This window comes from Arthrobacter sp. SPG23 (assembly GCF_000876655.1).
Classification (GTDB): Bacteria; Actinomycetota; Actinomycetes; order Actinomycetales; family Micrococcaceae; genus Arthrobacter.
Genome location: NZ_JYCN01000014.1, coordinates 61,622 through 79,022 on the forward strand (window position 1 = coordinate 61,622; position 17,401 = coordinate 79,022).

Consider the following 17,401-nt stretch of genomic DNA (forward strand, 5'->3'; position numbering starts at 1 on the left):
TCCGGAAAGCTGTGCACCTGCGGCCCTTCACCCTCCATTCCGTCTAGTCGCGGGAAGCAGGATGGAGGGCCGCAGGTCTGTGACCAAGGACAGCGGGTTGATGTACTCCTCGCCCCGGCGTACACCCCAGTGCACGCACGGCAGGGATGCGCAATGACCCCTCGCCACCGTTCCGATTACGTCTCCCCTCGACACCGCGGCACCGGTGGAAAGACCGCTTTCGACCGGCTCGAAACTACTGCGCAGCCCATTGCCGTGATCGATAGTGATCACGGGCCGGTCCACCACCACGCCCACGAAGCTGACGGTTCCGGACTCCGGGGCGGCGACCGGGGCGCCGTCGGCCGCCGCCTGGAGGTCCACGCCGCGGTGCCCGCTCATCCACGGTTTGTCCGGGGGATCGAACGCGCGGACCACTGCCGGCCTGGGTGACAGCGGCCAGTCCCAGGCGCCGGGCCCAGCAGCTGCACCAGCCGTCCCGACCGGGCCGGAGGCCGGGGCGATGGCTGAAATGGAGAGCAGGATGGCGGCAGGGACGGCGCGGACTTTCATGCCTTCAGCCTGCAATCCCGGCGTGCCTGCCGGAAGGGGCGTGCGTCGCTATGTGGACAAGGCGCCCGCCCCCGAAAATGGTCTGATCCGGTGGGGCCGCTGTAGTACACTTGACGGAGCAGTTTGCTGTGCCCTCAACGATGCCCGGCCGGCGGTTCATGCCTCCTCTTGGTCGCTTGGTCCTTCCGGACGTTCTCGTCAGCACGTCTCATTCAGGGGTGTGGGGGAGCAGTGGCTGACTACGCGCATCCAGCCCTCCCGTTCCGAAGCCCAGGCTTCAGGCTGCGGAGGATTGTGCCTCTTACGGTCAGGCCCGGCAACGGTCCTGATGAGAAGTGCAAGGGATGCCAGGAGCAACGCCCGCCTGGGCGAAGCTAATCAACCGTCAACTATTGGCAGGGTAAGAGAGCCATGGGCTCTCTCATGAATGACCTGCCGGAAGGAGCGTCGGCATGCCCGTCGTAACTATGCGCCAGCTGCTTGACAGCGGCGTCCACTTTGGACACCAGACCCGTCGTTGGAACCCGAAGATGAAGCGCTTCATCTTCACGGAACGCAACGGCATCTACATCATTGACCTGCAGCAGTCGCTGTCCTACATCGACCGTGCCTACGAGTTCGTCAAGGCCACCGTTGCCCACGGCGGCACCGTGCTCTTCGTCGGTACCAAGAAGCAGGCGCAGGAATCCATCGCCGAGCAGGCCACCCGCGTTGGCCAGCCGTACGTCAACCAGCGTTGGCTCGGCGGTATGCTGACCAACTTCCAGACGGTCTCCAAGCGCATCCAGCGCATGAAGGAACTCGAAGAGATCGACTTCGACGACGTTGCCGGCTCCGCGTACACCAAGAAGGAACTCCTGCTCCTTCGCCGTGAACTCACCAAGCTCGAGACCAACCTCGGCGGTATCCGCAACCTGACCAAGGCACCGTCCGTGCTCTGGATCGTGGACACCAAGAAGGAACACCTCGCCGTTGACGAGGCCAAGAAGCTGAACATCCCGGTTGTTGCCATCCTGGACACCAACTGCGATCCGGACGAAGTCGATTTCCCGATCCCGGGTAACGACGACGCCATCCGCTCCGTCAACCTGCTGACCCGCGTTGTTGCCGACGCAGTTGCTGAGGGCCTGATCGCCCGCAACCAGCGTGCAACGGGCACCACGGAAGCTCCGGAAGAGCCGCTGGCCGAGTGGGAGCGCGAGCTCCTCGAAGGCAGCAAGTCTGAAGAAGCTGCTCCGGCTGCTGCAGAAGAAGCTCCCGCCGCGGCAGAGGAAGCCCCGGCAGCTGCCGAGGCCACCGAGCCTGCTGCCGGCGAAGCCGACGCTGCCAAGTAGGCAGACAAATAAATCTGGACCATCCCCGGCACTGTCCGCAGTGCCGGGGGTTTCTGACAGGATGGCCGCTCACTCGGTGAGCTGCCGTCCTGTCAGTCCGTACACCACACAAAATTTCTAGACAGAGGGGTTCACATGGCGAACTACACTGCCGCTGATATCAAGGCTCTGCGTGAGCGCACTGGCGCCGGCATGATGGATGTCAAGAAGGCTCTTGACGAAGCCAACGGTGACGCCGAAAAGGCCATCGAGATCATCCGCATCAAGGGCCTGAAGGGCGCTACCAAGCGTGAAGGCCGCTCCACCGCAGAAGGCCTGGTTGCTGCCAAGGTTGCCGGCGGCGTTGGCGTAATGATTGAGGTTAACTGCGAGACCGACTTCGTAGCCAAGGCTGACAAGTTCATCCAGCTGGCCGACAAGGTCCTGGCTGTCGCAGTCGAGTCCGGCGCAGCCGACATCGAAAGCCTGCTGGCCACCGAAGTTGACGGCAAGCCGCTGTCCGAGGTTGTCGTCGAAGAGGGCGCAATCCTGGGCGAAAAGGTTGTTGTCCGCCGTATCTCCCGCCTCGAGGGCGGCACGGTTGATGCCTACCTGCACAAGACCTCCAAGGACCTCCCGGCCCAGGTCGGCGTCCTGTTCGCCGTCGACGGCGAAGGCGAAGCGGCTGCAACCGCGGCACACGACGTCGCCGTCCACATTGCCGCCATGGCTCCGAACTACCTGACCCGCGAAGACGTTCCGGCCGAGCTGGTCGAGTCCGAGCGCCGCATCGCCGAGGAAACGGCCAAGGCCGAGGGCAAGCCCGAGGCAGCCATGACCAAGATTGTGGAAGGCCGCGTTACGGGCTTCTACAAGGGTGAGGTGCTGGTTGACCAGGCATTCGCCAAGGATGCCAAGAAGTCTGTGGCGCAGGTCCTCGAAGAGGCCGGCGTCAAGGGCACCGCATTCGCGCGTTTCCGCGTCGGTTCCTAGTTAGACACGCAAAGGGGTGGTCACTTCGGTGGCCGCCCCTTTTGCATGCAACCGCAGCCCTGCAGGCTGCACTTACGGCCCGGGGAAATGACACCTTTGGCCATCCGGCACGATAACCTAGCTCAGAGCGCATTTACGGGAAGGCACCATGGAAACCGTCAACAATTCTGTCCAGTCAGAGAAGAGCCGGCGTCGCGTCCTCCTGAAACTCTCCGGCGAGGTCTTCGGCGGCGGAAAGCTGGGCGTGGACCCGGACACCGTCCGCGGAGTCGCCAAGCAGATCGCCGCGGCAGTTCCCGACGTCGAGGTTGCGATCGTCGTGGGCGGCGGTAATTTCTTCCGCGGCGCCGAACTGTCCCAGAGCGGCATGGACCGTTCCCGTGCCGACTACATGGGCATGCTGGGCACCGTGATGAACTGCCTTGCGCTCCAGGACTTCCTGGAGCAGGCCGGCGTGGAGACCCGCGTCCAGAGCGCCATCACCATGGGCCAGGTTGCTGAGGCATACATTCCCCGCCGGGCCATCCGCCACATGGAAAAGGGCCGCGTCGTGATCTTCGGTGCAGGCGCCGGGCTCCCGTACTTCTCCACCGACACCGTGGCTGCCCAGCGCGCGCTGGAAGTCCACGCCGACGTCGTACTGATGGCAAAAAGCGGCGTGGACGGCGTCTACACCGCCGACCCCAAGAAGGATCCCGACGCCGAGAAGCTGGACCACCTCAGCTACGACGACGCCCTGCGCCGCGACATCCGCGTGATGGACCAGACCGCCATGACCATGTGCAAGGACAACAACCTCACGATGGTGGTTTTCGGCATGGAAGGCGAAGGCAACGTGACCCGGGCGATCCGCGGAGAGAAGCTTGGCACCGTAGTCACCCCCTAGCAACAGCTAGGATGATTTGAGGAAGGCCGGCCCGCAGGGCGGGCCGCAAAGACGGAACGAACCGTGCATTGCTCCGGGCATCCGGGGTGCACCAATTTCTGAGGAGAGACCGTGATCGAAGAGACCTTGCTCGAAGCCGGGGACAAGATGGACAAGGCAGTCGAGGTAGCCAAGGAAGACTTCGCGTCGATCCGTACCGGCCGTGCCACTCCGGGCCTCTACAACCGGGTGCTGGTGGACTACTACGGTTCGCCCACCCCGCTGCAGCAGCTGGCATCGTTCGCCGTTCCCGACGCCCGCACCATCCTGATCACCCCGTTCGACAAGACGGCCCTGCGCGACATCGAGCGGGCCCTCAGCGACTCCGAGGTAGGCGCCAACCCGTCCAACGACGGCAACGTCATCCGGATCACCATTCCGGAACTGACCAAGGAACGCCGCAAGGAATACGTCAAGATCGTCAAGGCAAAGGGTGAGGACGCCAAGGTCTCCATCCGCAACATCCGCCGCAAGGCTAAGGAAACCCTGGACAAGCTGGTCAAGGACGGCGAAGCGGGCGAGGACGAGGGAGCGCGCGGCGAGAAGGAACTCGACGCCATCACCAAGGCACACGTTGACGGCATCGACGATCTGCTCAAGCGCAAGGAAGCCGAGCTGCTCGAGGTCTGATGGATCAGGCACAGCAGGCACCCGGACCAAGGGTCCGGGTCCGGGGGAAGCAGCGCTCCAACCCGACGCCCAAGGCAGGAAGGAACCTTCCGGCCGCCACGGCGGTGGGTCTGGCAATGCTTTTCGCCGTATTGGGGGGTCTCCTGTTCCTGCCGCTCGGATTTGTCCTGGTCACCACCACCTTCGCGGTGTTCGGCGTCTGGGAGATCTTCCGGGCCCTTGAGGTCAGCGGCACGCGCCTGCCCATCGTTCCGGTGATGGTGGGCACCGTGGGAATGCCGCTGGCCGCCTACTTCGGCGGACTGGAAAGCCTGCTGTTTGCGCTCCTGGCCAGCAGCGTGGCCGTGCTGCTGTGGCGGACCATCGAGAGCGCCGCCGGATCTGCCCGCAGCATCTTTGCCGGGGTCTTTACGTTGGCATGGGTTCCGTTCTTCATCAGCTTCGCGATCCTGCCGCTGCACGGGGTGGGAAGCGTGACGCCGGTGGGCCTGTGGCCCGGCGGTGTGGTTCCGCCGGGTGCGTGGCAGATCGCCACGATGCTCCTGCTGGTGGTTTCCAACGACACCTTCGGCTACCTGGTGGGCGCGTCCTTCGGAAAGCATCCCATGGCGCCCAAAATCAGCCCCAAGAAATCGTGGGAAGGGTTCGCGGGGTCCATCGCCGGCGCCATTGCCGTGGGCGTCCTGGCCTGCCTCTTCCTGCTAGATAAGCCGTGGTGGGTCGGTGTGGTGCTCGCCGTGGGCATGGTGGCAGCGTCAACCATCGGCGATCTCTCCGAATCCATGGTCAAGCGGGAACTCGGCATCAAGGACATGAGCAGCATCCTGCCCGGTCACGGCGGCGTCATGGACCGGCTGGACTCAATCGTGTTCGCCTCCCCGGCGGCGTTTATCCTGTTCACAGCTGTTTCCGGAGCCTGAGGCCTCCCGCCCGGCAACAACCCGGCACCTTAGACTGGTGCGGAGCAAAACAGCTGAACAGCACTGAAGGAAGCAAAGTGACAGTGGACATTCAACGGCAGATACCTGCGTCTTTTGACCGCGTGCAGCGGAACGAATACGGCTACAACGCCAAGCAGGTGGACCAGTTCCTCCAGCGCGCACGGGTTTCATTCGAGAATCCGGGATCAGCCGCCCAGGTCATCAAGAGCGCCGATGTCAGGGCGGTCTGCTTTGATCCCGTCAAGGGCGGCTACGCCGCTGCCGGGGTCGACGCTGCCCTGGACCGCCTCGAGGACGCCTTCGCGCGGCGCGAGCGCGACGAACTCATCGAAGCCCGCGGCGAGGAAGCCTGGCTCCGCGAGATCGGCAAGTTGTCCGGCCTCCTGCGGGGGCGCCTCCACCGTCCCGACGGCGAACGCTTCCGCCGGCCCGCGGGCGGGCGCGTCCGGAGCTACAACACCGTGGACGTGGACAACCTGTGCCACGACCTCGTCGGCTACCTCGAGCACGACCAGCCGCTCAGCGTCGACAACGTCCGCCGGGCGGTCTTCCGCCAGGCCAAGGGCAAGGACGGCTACGAGGAAACCCAGGTGGACGCGTTCCTGGACCGCGTCGTCGAGCTCATGGCGGCCATCGACTGACGTTCACGCGCGTTCGGCGGTTACGCTGAGCGTTCCGTGGTCTGTTACGGGCGTTCCGTGGTTCCCTGGCGTTCGGTGGCCAGCGGACGTTCCGGAGTGTGCAGCCTGGTCATGACCTTCGTGAGCGTCCTCGGCACGCGGCCCTTCGTGGCACGCGAAACGACGATCATGACGGCGAACGCGGCCGGCACCGTCCAGGCTGCCGGCTGCGCCAGCCACTGCGGCATCGCGGCACCGGACATGGCCGGCCCGGACAAGGCGCCGGCAACCAGGGCGCCGCCGCACAGGACACCGCCGGTCACCATCCCGGCGATGGCTCCGACATCGGTGAGGCCCCGCCACCAGATCCCCAGCAGCAGGGCGGGACAGATCGTGGAGGCCGTAAACGCGAACACGAGGCCAACGCTGCCGGCCAGGGCCAGGGAGTCCGTCATGAAGGCGAAGCCCAGCGGAACGGTTGCCGAGATAAGCGCGGCCAGCCGGAAGCCACGGACGCTTCCGCCCAGGACATCCTGGCTGATGACGCCGGCCAGGGACACCACCAGCCCGGATGTGGTGGACAGGAACGCTGCGAAAGCCCCCGCCACCACCAGTGCCGAGAGCAGATCCCCGGCCGGACCGCCGATCAGCCGGCCCGGCAGCAGCAGGACCAGCGCATCCGACCTGCCGCCCTGCGCGAGGTCCGGCGCGAACATCCGCCCAATCAGCCCGTAGGCGGTGGGGAAGAGGTAGAAAACGGACAGCAGCCCCAGCACGATCAGCGTGGTGCGGCGTGCCGACTGCCCGTCCGGGTTGGTGTAGAACCGCACCAGGACGTGCGGCAGCCCCAGCGTTCCAAAGAGCAGCGCCACCAGCAGCGAGATGTTCTGGTAGGGACCTGTCGGTGCCAGGCCGGTGGGGTTGCTGTTGGCTTCGGCCACCGAAAACGCCCCGTTGCCCGCCAGCACGAGGGCGATGAACACGATGGGCACCGCAAGGGCTGTCAGCTTCAGCCAGTACTGAAACGCCTGCACAAAGGTGATGGACTTCATCCCGCCCGCCATAACCGTCAGGCACACCACGATGACCACCGCCACGGACCCAACCCAGGACGGAAGCCCGGTGGTGATGCGGATCGTCAGGGCGGCCCCGTGGAGCTGGGGCACAATGTAGAGCCAGCCCACCACCACAACCACCAGGCTGGTGACCCGGCGGACCGGCCGGGAATCCAGCCGCACTTCGGTAAAATCCGGAATCGTATAGGCGCCCGAGCGGCGCAGCGGCGCGGCCACGAAGAACAGGAGCATCAGGTATCCCGCCGTGTAGCCGATGGGGAACCAGAGGGCATCCGTCCCGGAAAGCAGGACCAGGCCTGCCACGCCCAGGAAACTGGCTGCCGAAAGATACTCGCCGCCGATCGCGGAGGCGTTCCACCAGGGGCGGACCGTCCGGGAGGCCACGTAGAAGTCGCCCGTGGTTCGTGAAATCCGCAACCCGTAGAACCCGATGACGGCGGTGGCCACCGAAACCGCCACGAAGGCCGCGATGCCGACCACCGGGTTCACAGCCGCCTCACCCGCCCTCCGCCAGGTCCCGGTACCGGGCCTCGTTGCGGGCGGCCGTGCGGATGTACAGCCAGGCACTCAGCCCGATCACGGGGTAGATCCCCGCGCCGAGGAGGAGCCAGCCGAAGGGGATTCCCGCGATCTCAGCTTCCGCCAGCCCGGGGACCAGCCCCAGCAGGAGCGGAAATGCCAGCAGGATCAGCAGGAAGCCCGCTGCCACGACGATCGCCAGGCGCAGCTGGGAACGGATCAGGGACCTGACGAACACCTGCCCCACGTCCGACTCCTCGGCGGCTTCGCGGGAATCCCGCACCGGCTTCGCGGCGGAACGCGGGGCCGTCACCCTGACCCGGGTCATGCCTGCGGCCGGATCCGGGTGGTTTCGAGTTTCTCCCGGACAGACGGCAGGTGGCGGCGGCTGATGGGCAGCTCGGCCCCGGCCACAGTCACGGTGGGCCGGGCCGCGGCGAGCTTCATGTGGCTGACGTGGTTGAGGGCGATGAGGTAGGACCGGTGCGTGCGGATGAACCCGGCCTCGGCCCACTGCTGCTCCAGGTCGGCCAGCGGGACGCGGATGAGGTAGCTGGCGTCGGCCGTGTGCAGGCGGGCGTAGTCGCCCTGGGCCTGAACGTACGTGACGTCGTCGCGCCGGATCATCCGGGTGGTGCCGCCGAGGTCCACCGTGATCATTTCCGGTGCTGCGGCGCCGTCCTTCATGAGTTCACTGATGCGGCCCACCGACCTGGCAAGGCGCTCGGCGCGCACGGGCTTCAGCAGGTAGTCGACGGCGGCGAGTTCGAACGCTTCCAGCGCGCAGTCCTCGTCCGCGGTAACGAAGACAACAGCCGGGGGATTGCTGCTCCGTGCGATGGCCCGGGCGATGTCCAGGCCGGACAGGGCAGGCATATGGATGTCCAGGAACACCGCGTCCACGGTCTCGGCGTCGAGCACACGAAGGGCCTCGGCGCCGGACGATGCCCGGTGGATGGCCCCGATCCGGCCGTCACGACCAAGCAGGAAAGCGAGTTCCTCGACGGCGGGCAGCTCGTCGTCAGCGACGAGGACGTTAATCATGGTTCTAGAGTACTGCCGCGGTTCACGCGTCGTGGCCGGGCTGGGACTTGGGGACACGCATGGTGATCAGGGTCCCCTCCCCGGGTGCCGTTTCGATGACCAGGCCGTTGTCTTCGCCATAGACCTGGCGGAGCCGGGCGTCCACGTTCCGCAGCCCCACGTGGTCGCCGTCGCTGTGCCCCGCCAGCATGGACCGCAGCTGTTCGGGATCCATCCCCACGCCGTCGTCCTCTATCGTTACCTCCGCGAAGGCGCCGGAATCGTTCGCCGCTATGGTGATGTGGCCCGGACCTTCCTTGGCCTCCAGCCCGTGCCGGACGGCATTTTCGACCAGTGGCTGCAGGCTGAGGAACGGAATCACGGTGCTCAGCACCTCCGGGGCGATCCGCAGGCTCACCTGCACGCGGTCGCCGAACCGGGCCCGCTCCAGCAGCAGGTAGCGGTCGATGCACCGGAGCTCTTCGGCAAGGGTGGTGAAGTCCCCGTGGCGGCGGAAGGAGTACCGGGTGAAGTCGGCAAATTCCACCACCAGCTCCCGTGCCCGCACGGGGTCCGTGTTGATGAAGGAGGCGATCGCGTTGAGCGAGTTGTAGATGAAGTGCGGGCTGATCTGGGCGCGGAGGGCGCGGACCTCGGCCTCCATCAGGAGGGTCCGGGAGGCGTCGAGTTCAGCGAGCTCAACCTGCGCCGCCACCCAGTCGGCCACTTCGCCGGTGGCCCGGACCAGTCCGGCGCCTGCCGACGGCGCGAACGCCGCAATGACTCCCACCACCCTGGCGCCGGCCTTGATGGGGGCGATGACGACGGCGCGTTCGACGTCGGGCGTGATCGTACCGGAGGCTGTGTCTCCGGCGAGCATCTGCAGTTCGCCGGCCGGGATCACTGCCGTGTGGCCGCCGTCGAGCACTTTGGCGGCCAGTCCCATCAGGGACGGTTTCAATTCCTCCGCGGCGCCGTCCCAGGCGAGCACTCCCGAGGTGTCGGTAATGGCCAGGGCGTCGCAGCCCAGAATCGTGCGGAGCTGCCGGCTGGCCTTGGCCGCGCCTGCGGGGTTGAGTCCGGTGCGGAGGTGCTGGCCGGCCCTCGAGGCCGCATGCAGGGTCTTGTAGGTGGCCCGTTCCGCATCGGTGCCCAGCTCCCGGAAGGACCGCAGGACTTTGAGCCCAACGCCGACGACGACGGCGATCGCCATCGCGATCACGGCGATGGCGGCAGCGGTGAACAGGGGGGAGTCCGGCATGGTGCCCAGCGTATCCTGCCCGGCGTGGCCGCGGGGCACCGTTTGGCGCAGCATCGGGACCGCTGAGCGACGCCGCGGCGGCCTTCTCTGGATGTAAGCCGCATCACGGGAGACAGTGATTGCAGTCACATTGGCTGGGACTGTCTGCGGGTGGGCGGGGCAGTCGGTGTGGACGGCAAGTCTCAATGAGGAGGAATGATGGGTAACGATGCCCCAACTCCGGACGCAGCGGCGTCCGTGGACTTCAAGCAAGTCCAATCGACCAAGCAGTTCCAGGAACTGCGCAAGCGTCACCGCAGCTTTGTCTTTCCAATGGCCGTTGCGTTCCTGCTCTGGTACTTCGCATACGTCCTCCTGGCCGACTACGCCGTGGGCTTTATGTCCACCAAGGTATGGGGCAACATCAACATCGGGCTGATCCTTGGCCTGCTGCAGTTTGTTTCCACCTTCGCCATCACCGGCTGGTACGTGAGCTACTCCAACCGGCGCCTTGATCCCATCGCGGCGGAAATCCGCCATGAAATCGAGGGCCACGAGTTCGACAAAGAAGGCAACAAAATCAGCGGGGTAACAAAATGACGCTTATGGTTCCCGCAGTCAACGTTGCGGATCTCAAGGACACCACCCTGCTGAACATGGGCATCTTCGGCCTGTTCGTGGCAATCACCATGGTCATCGTGATCAAGGCCAGCCGCAACAACAAAACGGCGGCAGACTACTACGCTGCCGGACGCTCCTTCACCGGCCCGCAGAACGGCACCGCCATCGCCGGCGACTACCTTTCGGCGGCCTCGTTCCTGGGGATCACCGGCGCCATCGCCATCAACGGCTACGACGGATTCATGTACTCCATCGGCTTCCTGGTCGCCTGGCTCGTCGCCCTGCTTCTTGTCGCCGAACTGCTCCGCAACACCGGCAAGTTCACCATGGCCGATGTGCTCTCCTTCCGGCTCAAGCAGCGCCCCGTGCGCATCGCGGCAGCCATCTCCACCCTTGCGGTCTGCTTCTTCTACCTGCTGGCGCAGATGGCCGGAGCCGGTAGCCTGATCTCCCTGCTCCTCGGCATCAGCGACTGGGGCGGACAGGCGCTGGTCATCATCGTCGTCGGCGCCCTGATGATCATGTACGTACTGATTGGCGGCATGAAGGGCACCACCTGGGTCCAGATCATCAAGGCGATGCTGCTGATTGCCGGCGCTGCCGTCATGACCTTCTGGGTCCTCGCCATCTACGGCTTCAACCTCTCCGACCTGCTGGGCGGCGCGGTGGAAACGTCAGGCAACCCGAACATGCTCAACCCGGGCCTGCAGTACGGCAAGACCGAGACCTCCAAGCTTGACTTCATGTCCCTGGGCCTGGCACTCGTGCTTGGCACCGCGGCCCTGCCCCACGTGCTGATGCGCTTCTACACGGTTCCCACCGCCAAGGAAGCCCGCAAGTCCGTGGTCTGGTCCATCTGGCTGATCGGCCTGTTCTACCTGTTCACGCTGGTGCTGGGCTACGGTGCCGCGGCACTGGTCGGTGCTGACACGATCAAGGGTGCGCCGGGCGGCGTCAACTCGGCTGCACCGCTGCTGGCATTCCACCTCGGTGGCCCGCTGCTGCTCGGCTTCATCTCGGCGGTGGCCTTTGCCACCATCCTGGCGGTCGTCGCCGGCCTCACCATTACCGCGGCGGCATCGTTTGCGCATGACATCTACGCCAGCGTCATCGCCAAGGGAAAGGCCGACGCCGACACGGAAGTCAAGGTTGCACGGCGCACCGTTGTGGTCATCGGCCTCCTGGCCATTGCCGGCGGCATCTTCGCCAACGGCCAGAACGTGGCGTTCCTCGTGGCGCTCGCCTTCGCGGTGGCGGCGTCTGCGAACCTGCCCACGATTGTGTACTCGCTGTTCTGGCGTAAGTTCACCACCCAGGGCGCCATCTGGAGCATGTACGGCGGGCTTGGCTCGGCGATCATCCTCATTGCCCTGTCGCCGGTGGTTTCGGGTCTGAAAACGTCCATGATCCCGGGCGTCAACTTCGCGATCTTCCCGCTCAGCAACCCCGGCATCGTCTCCATCCCGCTCGCGTTCTTCCTGGGCTGGCTCGGTTCGGTGCTGGACAAGAATCTGGAAGACACCACCAAGCAGGCCGAAATGGAAGTCCGTTCCCTGACCGGCGTCGGCGCCGAGAAGGCAGTGGACCACTAATCCCTGATTGGCCCAGGCATAGCTGACACACACGAGGAGCTCCCGTGAATCACGGGAGCTCCTCTTGTGTCCTGCTGTTCTCAGGTAGCCGGCGTTCAGGCCCTCGGCCGCAGTTTGATGTTGATCATCTTCATGTCCTTGTTGCCGTCGAAACGGTAAGCCAGGTCTACTTCCTTGCTCGGGCAGCTGATGATCCCGGCGACGTCGGCAGCGTTGTTGCCGTTCTCGCTGCTCACCTTGAAGTCGTTGTACGTCGGCTTGCAGGTTTCGTCCAGTTCGAGGCTTTGGACTCCGGCGGCGAATTCCTCTTTGGAGAGCTTCTGCTGCAGGGCCGGGTCGAGGAAGTCGTCATATGCGGTGTCGGTGTCCCCGGCAATGACGAGCCGCGTGAAATCCTCCGCCAGGCCCTTGGCTTTGGCCGTTGCGCCGCCCACCACGTTGACCAGCAGCACCACTCCCACGACGGCGAGCAGCGCCACTCCACCCACAATGCCCAGAATGATCCACAGTTTCTTGCGGCTCCTGGCCGGTGGCCGCTGGCCGGGAACGCCATAGGGCCCTGGGACGGCCGGCGCGCCGTAGGGCGCCCCGCCGTACTGCGGCTGGCCGTTCTGCGGGATTCCTTGCTGCGGGTATCCTGTGCCGGGATCCGCGGACGGGGGAGGGCCGTACTGTGGCTGCCCGTGCTGTGGCTGCCCATACTGCGGTTCGCCGTAGTGGGGAACCCCCTGTCCGGGAACCCCGTGTCCGGGAACCCCGTGTCCCGGGACTTCCTGTCCGGGGGCGCCGTAGTGCGGAGCGGGCGGCTGCTGGCCCGAGGGTTCATATGTCGGGAGCGGCGGCTGTTCCGGGACTCCCGGTTGAGGGGCCGCGTTCGGCGGGAGGGGAGGAGGCTGCTGCCGCCGGCGCCGTTCGCCCGCGCCCGGTTCGGCAGGCTGGTACGGTTCCTGAGGATTGCTCAAGATCAAGCCTTTCCGGCAGCCGGCCTGGCCACTGCCTGATTGCACGGGCCGTTCTGGGCCGCGATTCGTTCAACTCGACCCAGCCTATAACCCCGGCGCCCCTCAGTCGGCCGCGAACCCTACCCCTCCGCGGGGCCGCGCTCGAGCAGGGGCTGGATCCGGAACGGGATCAGCTCTCCCATGGCGAGCGCCGTATCCGTCCGGTCCACTCCTTCGCAGGCCAAAATCTTGCCATTGATGCGGAAAAGATCTTCGGCGTCCAGCGCCACCACACGCAGGAGGAGGTCCGCGGAGCCGGTCAGTCCGTAACCTTCCAGGATTTCCGGGATGCCGGCCAGGTCCACGGCAAGCTGGCCGAGTTTCTGCTGCTGGACGTGGACCGAGATGAATGCCATCAGCGGATATCCAAGGGCTGCCGGACTGATCCGCCGTTCAAAGGAGAGGAAGACGTGCTTTTTTTCCAGTTGGGCCATCCGGGCCTGCACGGTATTGCGGGAGAGCCCAAGCTTCTGCGCCAGAGCCACTACCGTCCGTTTCGGGTCCTTCGCGAGGGCGGAAAGGAGCCGGGTGTCAGTGCCATCCAAAGCTTGCATAATGCGCAAGGCTAGCACGACTGATGACCCCCGGACAGTGCATTCTGCTCAGTTTTTTCTGGAGTGGTTGTACCCAATGAGCATTGTGAGTATGGTCACAATTATCCGGGGCAACGGCGCCCGGGCGGCTGGCGTGCACGGGGATCACGAGTTCCTGGAGCGCCGGTGACACGACGTATGAAGGTTGCGTGCAACTGTGTTTACAGACGAGTTGGGTCAGGGCGGCAACGTCACCGATGGCCCGGACAACAGTGCAGGACATCACGGCGGGGCGAGGGAGAACCTGGTCCAACTGATCACACCCGGTGGTGAGCGCGTCAGCCACCCGCAGTACGACGCCTGGGTCCGCGACGTCAGTGATGAACAGCTCGGGTCCCTGTACGAGGACCTGGTGGTCATCCGGCGGATCGACACCGAGGCCACCGCTCTCCAGCGCCAGGGCGAGCTCGGCCTCTGGCCGCCGCTGCTGGGCCAGGAGGCCGCGCAGATAGGTTCCGCGAGGGCGCTCCGCGACGACGACTTCGTGTTTTCCAGCTACCGCGAGAACGGCGTCGCGTACTGCCGCGGTGTGGACCTCAGCGACATCCTCAAGGTGTGGCGTGGCAACGCATCGGCGGGCTGGGACCCCTACACCGTCAACATGGCCACTCCGCAGATCATCATCGGAGCCCAAACCCTTCACGCGACCGGCTATGCCATGGGTATCCAAAATGACGGGGCAGACTCGGTGGCCATCACCTATTTCGGCGACGGCGCCACGAGCGAGGGTGACGTCAACGAGGCCATGGTCTTCGCCGCCAGTTTCCAGTCCCCGGTGATCTTCTTCTGCCAGAACAACCACTGGGCCATTTCCGAGCCGGTCCGCCTGCAGTCCCACATCAGGATCGCCGACCGCGCTGCGGGTTTCGGGATTCCCGGCATCCGGGTGGACGGCAATGACGTCCTCGCAGTCATGGCGGCCACACGCGAGGCACTGGAACGGGCCCGCCACGGCGGCGGCCCCACCTTCATCGAAGCAGTCACCTACCGGATGGGCCCGCACACTACTGCCGACGACCCCACCCGTTACCGGGATGCCAACGAACTGGAGGACTGGGCGGCCAAGGATCCGATTGCCCGGATCAAGGGCCTGCTGGAACGCAAGGGCCTGCTGACGGAGCAGCTCGAGGCCCGGGTGGCCGCCAAGGCGGACGCCGTGGCCCGGGAAGTGCGTGCCGGCTGCATCAACATGCCGGACCCGCAACCCCTGGACATCTTCAAGCACGTCTACAGCACCCCCAACTCCTGGCTGGACCGTCAGGAAGACCACTACTCCCGTTACCTGGCTTCCTTCGGCGATCCCGCAGGTGCCAACTCAGAAGAAGGTGCTCGCTGATGACGCAGATGAGCTTTGCCCGCGCAATTAACTCCGGCCTCCGCAAGTCCCTCGAAAACGACCCCAAGGTCATCCTGATGGGCGAGGACATCGGCACCCTCGGCGGCGTCTTCCGCGTGACCGACGGTTTGCAGAAGGACTTCGGCAAGCACCGCGTCGTAGACACTCCGCTTGCCGAGTCCGGCATCATGGGCACCGCCGTCGGCCTGGCCTACCGCGGGTACCGGCCGGTGGTGGAGATACAGTTCGACGGGTTCATCTATCCGGCCTTTGACCAGATCGTGTCCCAGGTGGCCAAGCTCCACTACCGCACCCAGGGCGCCGTGAAGATGCCCATTACCGTCCGTGTGCCTTTTGGTGGCGGCATCGGATCCCCGGAACACCATTCAGAGTCTCCCGAGGCATACTTCACCCACACGTCCGGACTGCGGGTCATCACCCCCTCCAACCCGCAGGACGCCCACACGATGATCCAGCAGGCCATCACCTCGGATGATCCTGTCCTTTACTTCGAACCGAAGCGCCGCTATCACGACAAGGGCGAGGTGGATGAAACGGTCGATCCCGCCTCCGCCATGTCCATGGGAAAGGCCCGGGTGGTCACCGAGGGCAAAGACGTCACGCTTGTGGCCTACGGCCCGCTGGTCAAGACCGCCAGGGACGCCGCCGTGGCTGCGGCAGACGAGGGGGTCTCCATTGAGGTCATCGACCTGCGCTCGCTGGCCCCGGTGGACTTCGCCACGCTGGAGGCCTCGGTGCGCAAGACGGGGCGGCTGGTCATCACGCACGAGGCCGGCCAGTCCGGCGGGCTCGGTGCCGAAGTGGCGGCGAGCATCACCGAGCGCTGCTTCTACTACCTGGAAGCGGCCCCTGTCCGGATCACCGGTTTCGACATCCCTTACCCCTATTCGAAACTTGAAATGCACCATCTTCCGGGCCTGGACCGGATCCTTGACGGTGTGGACCGTGCCCTGGGCCGTCCCAACTCCCTCAGCGGGCTGGAAGGATGAGCGCCGCCATGATCAAGGAATTCAGGCTCCCGGACCTCGGTGAAGGGCTGACGGAATCGGAAATCCTCAGCTGGAAAGTTGCTGTGGGCGACACCGTCGCTTTGAACCAGGTCATCGCTGAAGTGGAAACGGCCAAGGCCGTCGTCGAACTGCCGTCGCCGTTCGCCGGGGTGATCACCGCCCTCCACGAGCAGCCGGGAACCGTAGTGGAGGTAGGCAAGCCGATCGTTTCCTTCGAGGTTGAAGGCGACGACGGCGCCCCCTCCGCAGGAGGTCCGGCTCCGGTGGAGACCGCCAAGAGGGAACCCAACCTCGTGGGGTACGGCGCCGTCGTCGAAGGTTCGGGCCGACCGGCGAGGCGTGCGCGCACATTCGCTGCCCCGGTTGAGCCGGTCGAAACCCGGGCGCCGGTTGCGCCGGCGGTTGAGCCTGTCGAAACCCGGGCCCCGGCCCCCGCACCTGCCGCCGAGCGCCCGCGGTCCACGCCGCCCGTGCGGAAGCTGGCCAAGGACCTTGGGGTTGAACTCACGGCGGTGACCGGTACTGGCGCCGGCGGGCTGATCACCCGCGACGATGTGCGGAACTTCGTGGGCGGGGGAGACCTGCCAACCGCGGCCCGGGCACTGGCCGGAGCGGAGGCAGCGGGCAGCACCGTCAGCGCAACGCCGGAACAACGCGAAACGCGCACACCCATCAAGGGCGTCCGCAAGCTGACCGCGGCTGCCATGGTGTCCAGCGCTTTCACCGCGCCGCACGCCAGCGAATTCCTGACCGTCGACGTCACGCCCACCATGGAGCTGCTGGCCCGGCTCAAGGCCGGCCGCGCATTTGAGGGCTTCAAGCTGACGCCGCTGACACTCGTGGCCAAGGCTTTGTTGATCGCCCTCCGCCGCCAGCCGTCGCTGAACTCGCGGTGGGACGACGCCAACCAGGAGATCGTGCAGTACAACTATGTGAACCTGGGCATTGCCGCGGCCACTCCCCGGGGATTGACCGTGCCGAACATCAAGGACGCCCACAGCATGTCCCTGGCGGAGCTGTCTGCGGCGCTGACGGCCCTGACCGAGACTGCCCGCGCCGGCAAGACCAGCCCGGCCGAGCTCTCCGGCGGCACCATCTCCATCACAAACATCGGAGTGTTCGGCATCGACGCCGGCACACCGATCCTCAACCCCGGCGAAGCTGCCATCCTCGCCATGGGTGCCGTGCGGAAGATGCCGTGGGAGTACAAGGACGAGGTGGCACTCCGCCAGGTCATGACCCTCAGCCTCTCCTTCGACCACCGGCTGGTGGACGGGGAACAGGGGTCGCGCTTCCTGGCGGACATCGGCGCGATCCTCGCCGACCCGGGAATGGTGCTGGCAATGGTCTAGGCGGACCATTCCACCAAAAACTGCCGGCTGTCCGTTCCGAGGG

At 65.6% G+C, this 17,401-nt stretch carries 18 protein-coding genes; 11 read left to right on the top strand and 7 right to left on the bottom strand.

Annotated features, from left to right (window positions below; genetic code table 11):
* Positions 1–27: 27 nt before the first annotated feature.
* Positions 28–552, bottom strand: a complete 525-nt coding sequence (locus TV39_RS07015) for a M23 family metallopeptidase (RefSeq protein WP_043480263.1) — start codon at positions 550–552, stop codon at positions 28–30.
* 452 nt (positions 553–1,004) lie between these two features.
* On the opposite strand from TV39_RS07015, the gene rpsB reads away from it, so the two are divergent.
* The 6 genes from rpsB to TV39_RS07045 all read left to right on the top strand — a co-directional run bounded on the left by rpsB (position 1,005) and on the right by TV39_RS07045 (position 5,995).
* Positions 1,005–1,886: a 30S ribosomal protein S2 gene (gene rpsB / locus TV39_RS07020; RefSeq protein ID WP_043480018.1), complete on the top strand. Its 882-nt coding sequence runs from the start codon at positions 1,005–1,007 to the stop codon at positions 1,884–1,886.
* Between the two features lie 135 nt (positions 1,887–2,021).
* The gene (gene tsf, locus TV39_RS07025; protein ID WP_043480020.1) at positions 2,022–2,858 is read left to right on the top strand and encodes a translation elongation factor Ts; all 837 of its coding nucleotides are present in this window, start codon (positions 2,022–2,024) and stop codon (positions 2,856–2,858) included.
* A gap of 148 nt (positions 2,859–3,006) precedes the next feature.
* Positions 3,007–3,744: a UMP kinase gene (gene pyrH, locus TV39_RS07030; RefSeq protein WP_043480021.1), complete on the top strand. Its 738-nt coding sequence runs from the start codon at positions 3,007–3,009 to the stop codon at positions 3,742–3,744.
* A gap of 111 nt (positions 3,745–3,855) precedes the next feature.
* Positions 3,856–4,413, top strand: coding sequence for a ribosome recycling factor (gene frr, locus TV39_RS07035; RefSeq protein WP_043480023.1), 558 nt, complete (start codon positions 3,856–3,858; stop codon positions 4,411–4,413).
* On the top strand, positions 4,413–5,333 hold the full coding sequence (locus tag TV39_RS07040) for a phosphatidate cytidylyltransferase (RefSeq protein ID WP_043480025.1): 921 nt from the start codon (positions 4,413–4,415) through the stop codon (positions 5,331–5,333). Before frr ends, TV39_RS07040 begins: the two co-directional genes overlap by 1 nt.
* 77 nt (positions 5,334–5,410) lie before the next feature.
* Positions 5,411–5,995 carry a DivIVA domain-containing protein gene (locus TV39_RS07045; protein ID WP_043480027.1) on the top strand — a complete coding sequence of 195 codons (585 nt, stop codon included), beginning with the start codon at positions 5,411–5,413 and terminating at the stop codon, positions 5,993–5,995.
* Between the two features lie 44 nt (positions 5,996–6,039).
* Here TV39_RS07045 and TV39_RS07050 read toward each other — a convergent pair whose 3' ends face one another.
* Genes TV39_RS07050 through TV39_RS07065 form a run of 4 tightly spaced genes read right to left on the bottom strand, consistent with a single transcriptional unit; the run spans position 6,040 to position 9,853 of the window.
* Positions 6,040–7,539 (bottom strand): sodium/solute symporter, encoded by a 1,500-nt coding sequence (locus tag TV39_RS07050; protein ID WP_043480028.1) that lies wholly within the window; start codon positions 7,537–7,539, stop codon positions 6,040–6,042.
* A gap of 7 nt (positions 7,540–7,546) precedes the next feature.
* Positions 7,547–7,897: a DUF485 domain-containing protein gene (locus TV39_RS07055; protein WP_043480030.1), complete on the bottom strand. Its 351-nt coding sequence runs from the start codon at positions 7,895–7,897 to the stop codon at positions 7,547–7,549.
* Positions 7,894–8,613, bottom strand: coding sequence for a LytR/AlgR family response regulator transcription factor (locus TV39_RS07060; RefSeq protein ID WP_043480032.1), 720 nt, complete (start codon positions 8,611–8,613; stop codon positions 7,894–7,896). The genes TV39_RS07055 and TV39_RS07060 overlap by 4 nt, the downstream gene beginning before the upstream one ends.
* Before the next feature lie 22 nt (positions 8,614–8,635).
* The gene (locus tag TV39_RS07065; RefSeq protein ID WP_043480265.1) at positions 8,636–9,853 is read right to left on the bottom strand and encodes a sensor histidine kinase; all 1,218 of its coding nucleotides are present in this window, start codon (positions 9,851–9,853) and stop codon (positions 8,636–8,638) included.
* A 198-nt stretch (positions 9,854–10,051) separates the two neighbouring features.
* Between TV39_RS07065 and TV39_RS07070 the strand changes: the two genes are divergently transcribed.
* Together TV39_RS07070 and TV39_RS07075 are read left to right on the top strand one after the other, a co-directional pair.
* Positions 10,052–10,432, top strand: coding sequence for a DUF485 domain-containing protein (locus TV39_RS07070; RefSeq protein WP_028272139.1), 381 nt, complete (start codon positions 10,052–10,054; stop codon positions 10,430–10,432).
* Positions 10,429–12,045 carry a solute symporter family protein gene (locus TV39_RS07075; RefSeq protein ID WP_043480034.1) on the top strand — a complete coding sequence of 539 codons (1,617 nt, stop codon included), beginning with the start codon at positions 10,429–10,431 and terminating at the stop codon, positions 12,043–12,045. Before TV39_RS07070 ends, TV39_RS07075 begins: the two co-directional genes overlap by 4 nt.
* A 95-nt stretch (positions 12,046–12,140) precedes the next feature.
* Here the strand turns inward: TV39_RS07075 and TV39_RS22495 are convergent, their stop codons facing one another.
* Positions 12,141–13,007, bottom strand: a complete 867-nt coding sequence (locus TV39_RS22495; RefSeq protein ID WP_235347301.1) for a hypothetical protein — start codon at positions 13,005–13,007, stop codon at positions 12,141–12,143.
* A 119-nt stretch (positions 13,008–13,126) separates the two neighbouring features.
* Complete coding sequence (locus TV39_RS07090) at positions 13,127–13,600, bottom strand: Lrp/AsnC family transcriptional regulator (protein WP_043480040.1); 474 nt, start codon at positions 13,598–13,600, stop codon at positions 13,127–13,129.
* 196 nt (positions 13,601–13,796) lie between these two features.
* Between TV39_RS07090 and pdhA the strand changes: the two genes are divergently transcribed.
* The 3 genes from pdhA to TV39_RS07105 are packed head-to-tail and all read left to right on the top strand — an operon-like array spanning position 13,797 to position 17,358.
* A complete protein-coding gene (gene pdhA / locus TV39_RS07095) occupies positions 13,797–14,975 on the top strand; it encodes a pyruvate dehydrogenase (acetyl-transferring) E1 component subunit alpha (RefSeq protein ID WP_043480041.1) in 1,179 nt (392 codons plus the stop codon).
* Positions 14,975–15,985 carry an alpha-ketoacid dehydrogenase subunit beta gene (locus TV39_RS07100; RefSeq protein WP_043480043.1) on the top strand — a complete coding sequence of 337 codons (1,011 nt, stop codon included), beginning with the start codon at positions 14,975–14,977 and terminating at the stop codon, positions 15,983–15,985. The genes pdhA and TV39_RS07100 overlap by 1 nt, the downstream gene beginning before the upstream one ends.
* An 8-nt stretch (positions 15,986–15,993) precedes the next feature.
* Positions 15,994–17,358, top strand: coding sequence for a dihydrolipoamide acetyltransferase family protein (locus TV39_RS07105; protein WP_082049561.1), 1,365 nt, complete (start codon positions 15,994–15,996; stop codon positions 17,356–17,358).
* Positions 17,359–17,401 lie beyond the last annotated feature (43 nt).

Coding starts and splice junctions, on each gene's coding strand:
- rpsB (WP_043480018.1), top strand. CDS start 1,005: ATGCCCGTCGTAACTATGCGCCAGCTGCTTGACAGCGGCGTCCACTTT.
- TV39_RS07075 (WP_043480034.1), top strand. CDS start 10,429: ATGACGCTTATGGTTCCCGCAGTCAACGTTGCGGATCTCAAGGACACC.
- TV39_RS07070 (WP_028272139.1), top strand. CDS start 10,052: ATGGGTAACGATGCCCCAACTCCGGACGCAGCGGCGTCCGTGGACTTC.
- TV39_RS07090 (WP_043480040.1), bottom strand. CDS start 13,600: ATGCAAGCTTTGGATGGCACTGACACCCGGCTCCTTTCCGCCCTCGCG.
- TV39_RS07105 (WP_082049561.1), top strand. CDS start 15,994: ATGATCAAGGAATTCAGGCTCCCGGACCTCGGTGAAGGGCTGACGGAA.
- TV39_RS07060 (WP_043480032.1), bottom strand. CDS start 8,613: ATGATTAACGTCCTCGTCGCTGACGACGAGCTGCCCGCCGTCGAGGAA.
- tsf (WP_043480020.1), top strand. CDS start 2,022: ATGGCGAACTACACTGCCGCTGATATCAAGGCTCTGCGTGAGCGCACT.
- TV39_RS07040 (WP_043480025.1), top strand. CDS start 4,413: ATGGATCAGGCACAGCAGGCACCCGGACCAAGGGTCCGGGTCCGGGGG.
- TV39_RS07065 (WP_043480265.1), bottom strand. CDS start 9,853: ATGCCGGACTCCCCCCTGTTCACCGCTGCCGCCATCGCCGTGATCGCG.
- TV39_RS07100 (WP_043480043.1), top strand. CDS start 14,975: ATGACGCAGATGAGCTTTGCCCGCGCAATTAACTCCGGCCTCCGCAAG.
- TV39_RS07055 (WP_043480030.1), bottom strand. CDS start 7,897: ATGACCCGGGTCAGGGTGACGGCCCCGCGTTCCGCCGCGAAGCCGGTG.
- TV39_RS07015 (WP_043480263.1), bottom strand. CDS start 552: ATGAAAGTCCGCGCCGTCCCTGCCGCCATCCTGCTCTCCATTTCAGCC.
- pyrH (WP_043480021.1), top strand. CDS start 3,007: ATGGAAACCGTCAACAATTCTGTCCAGTCAGAGAAGAGCCGGCGTCGC.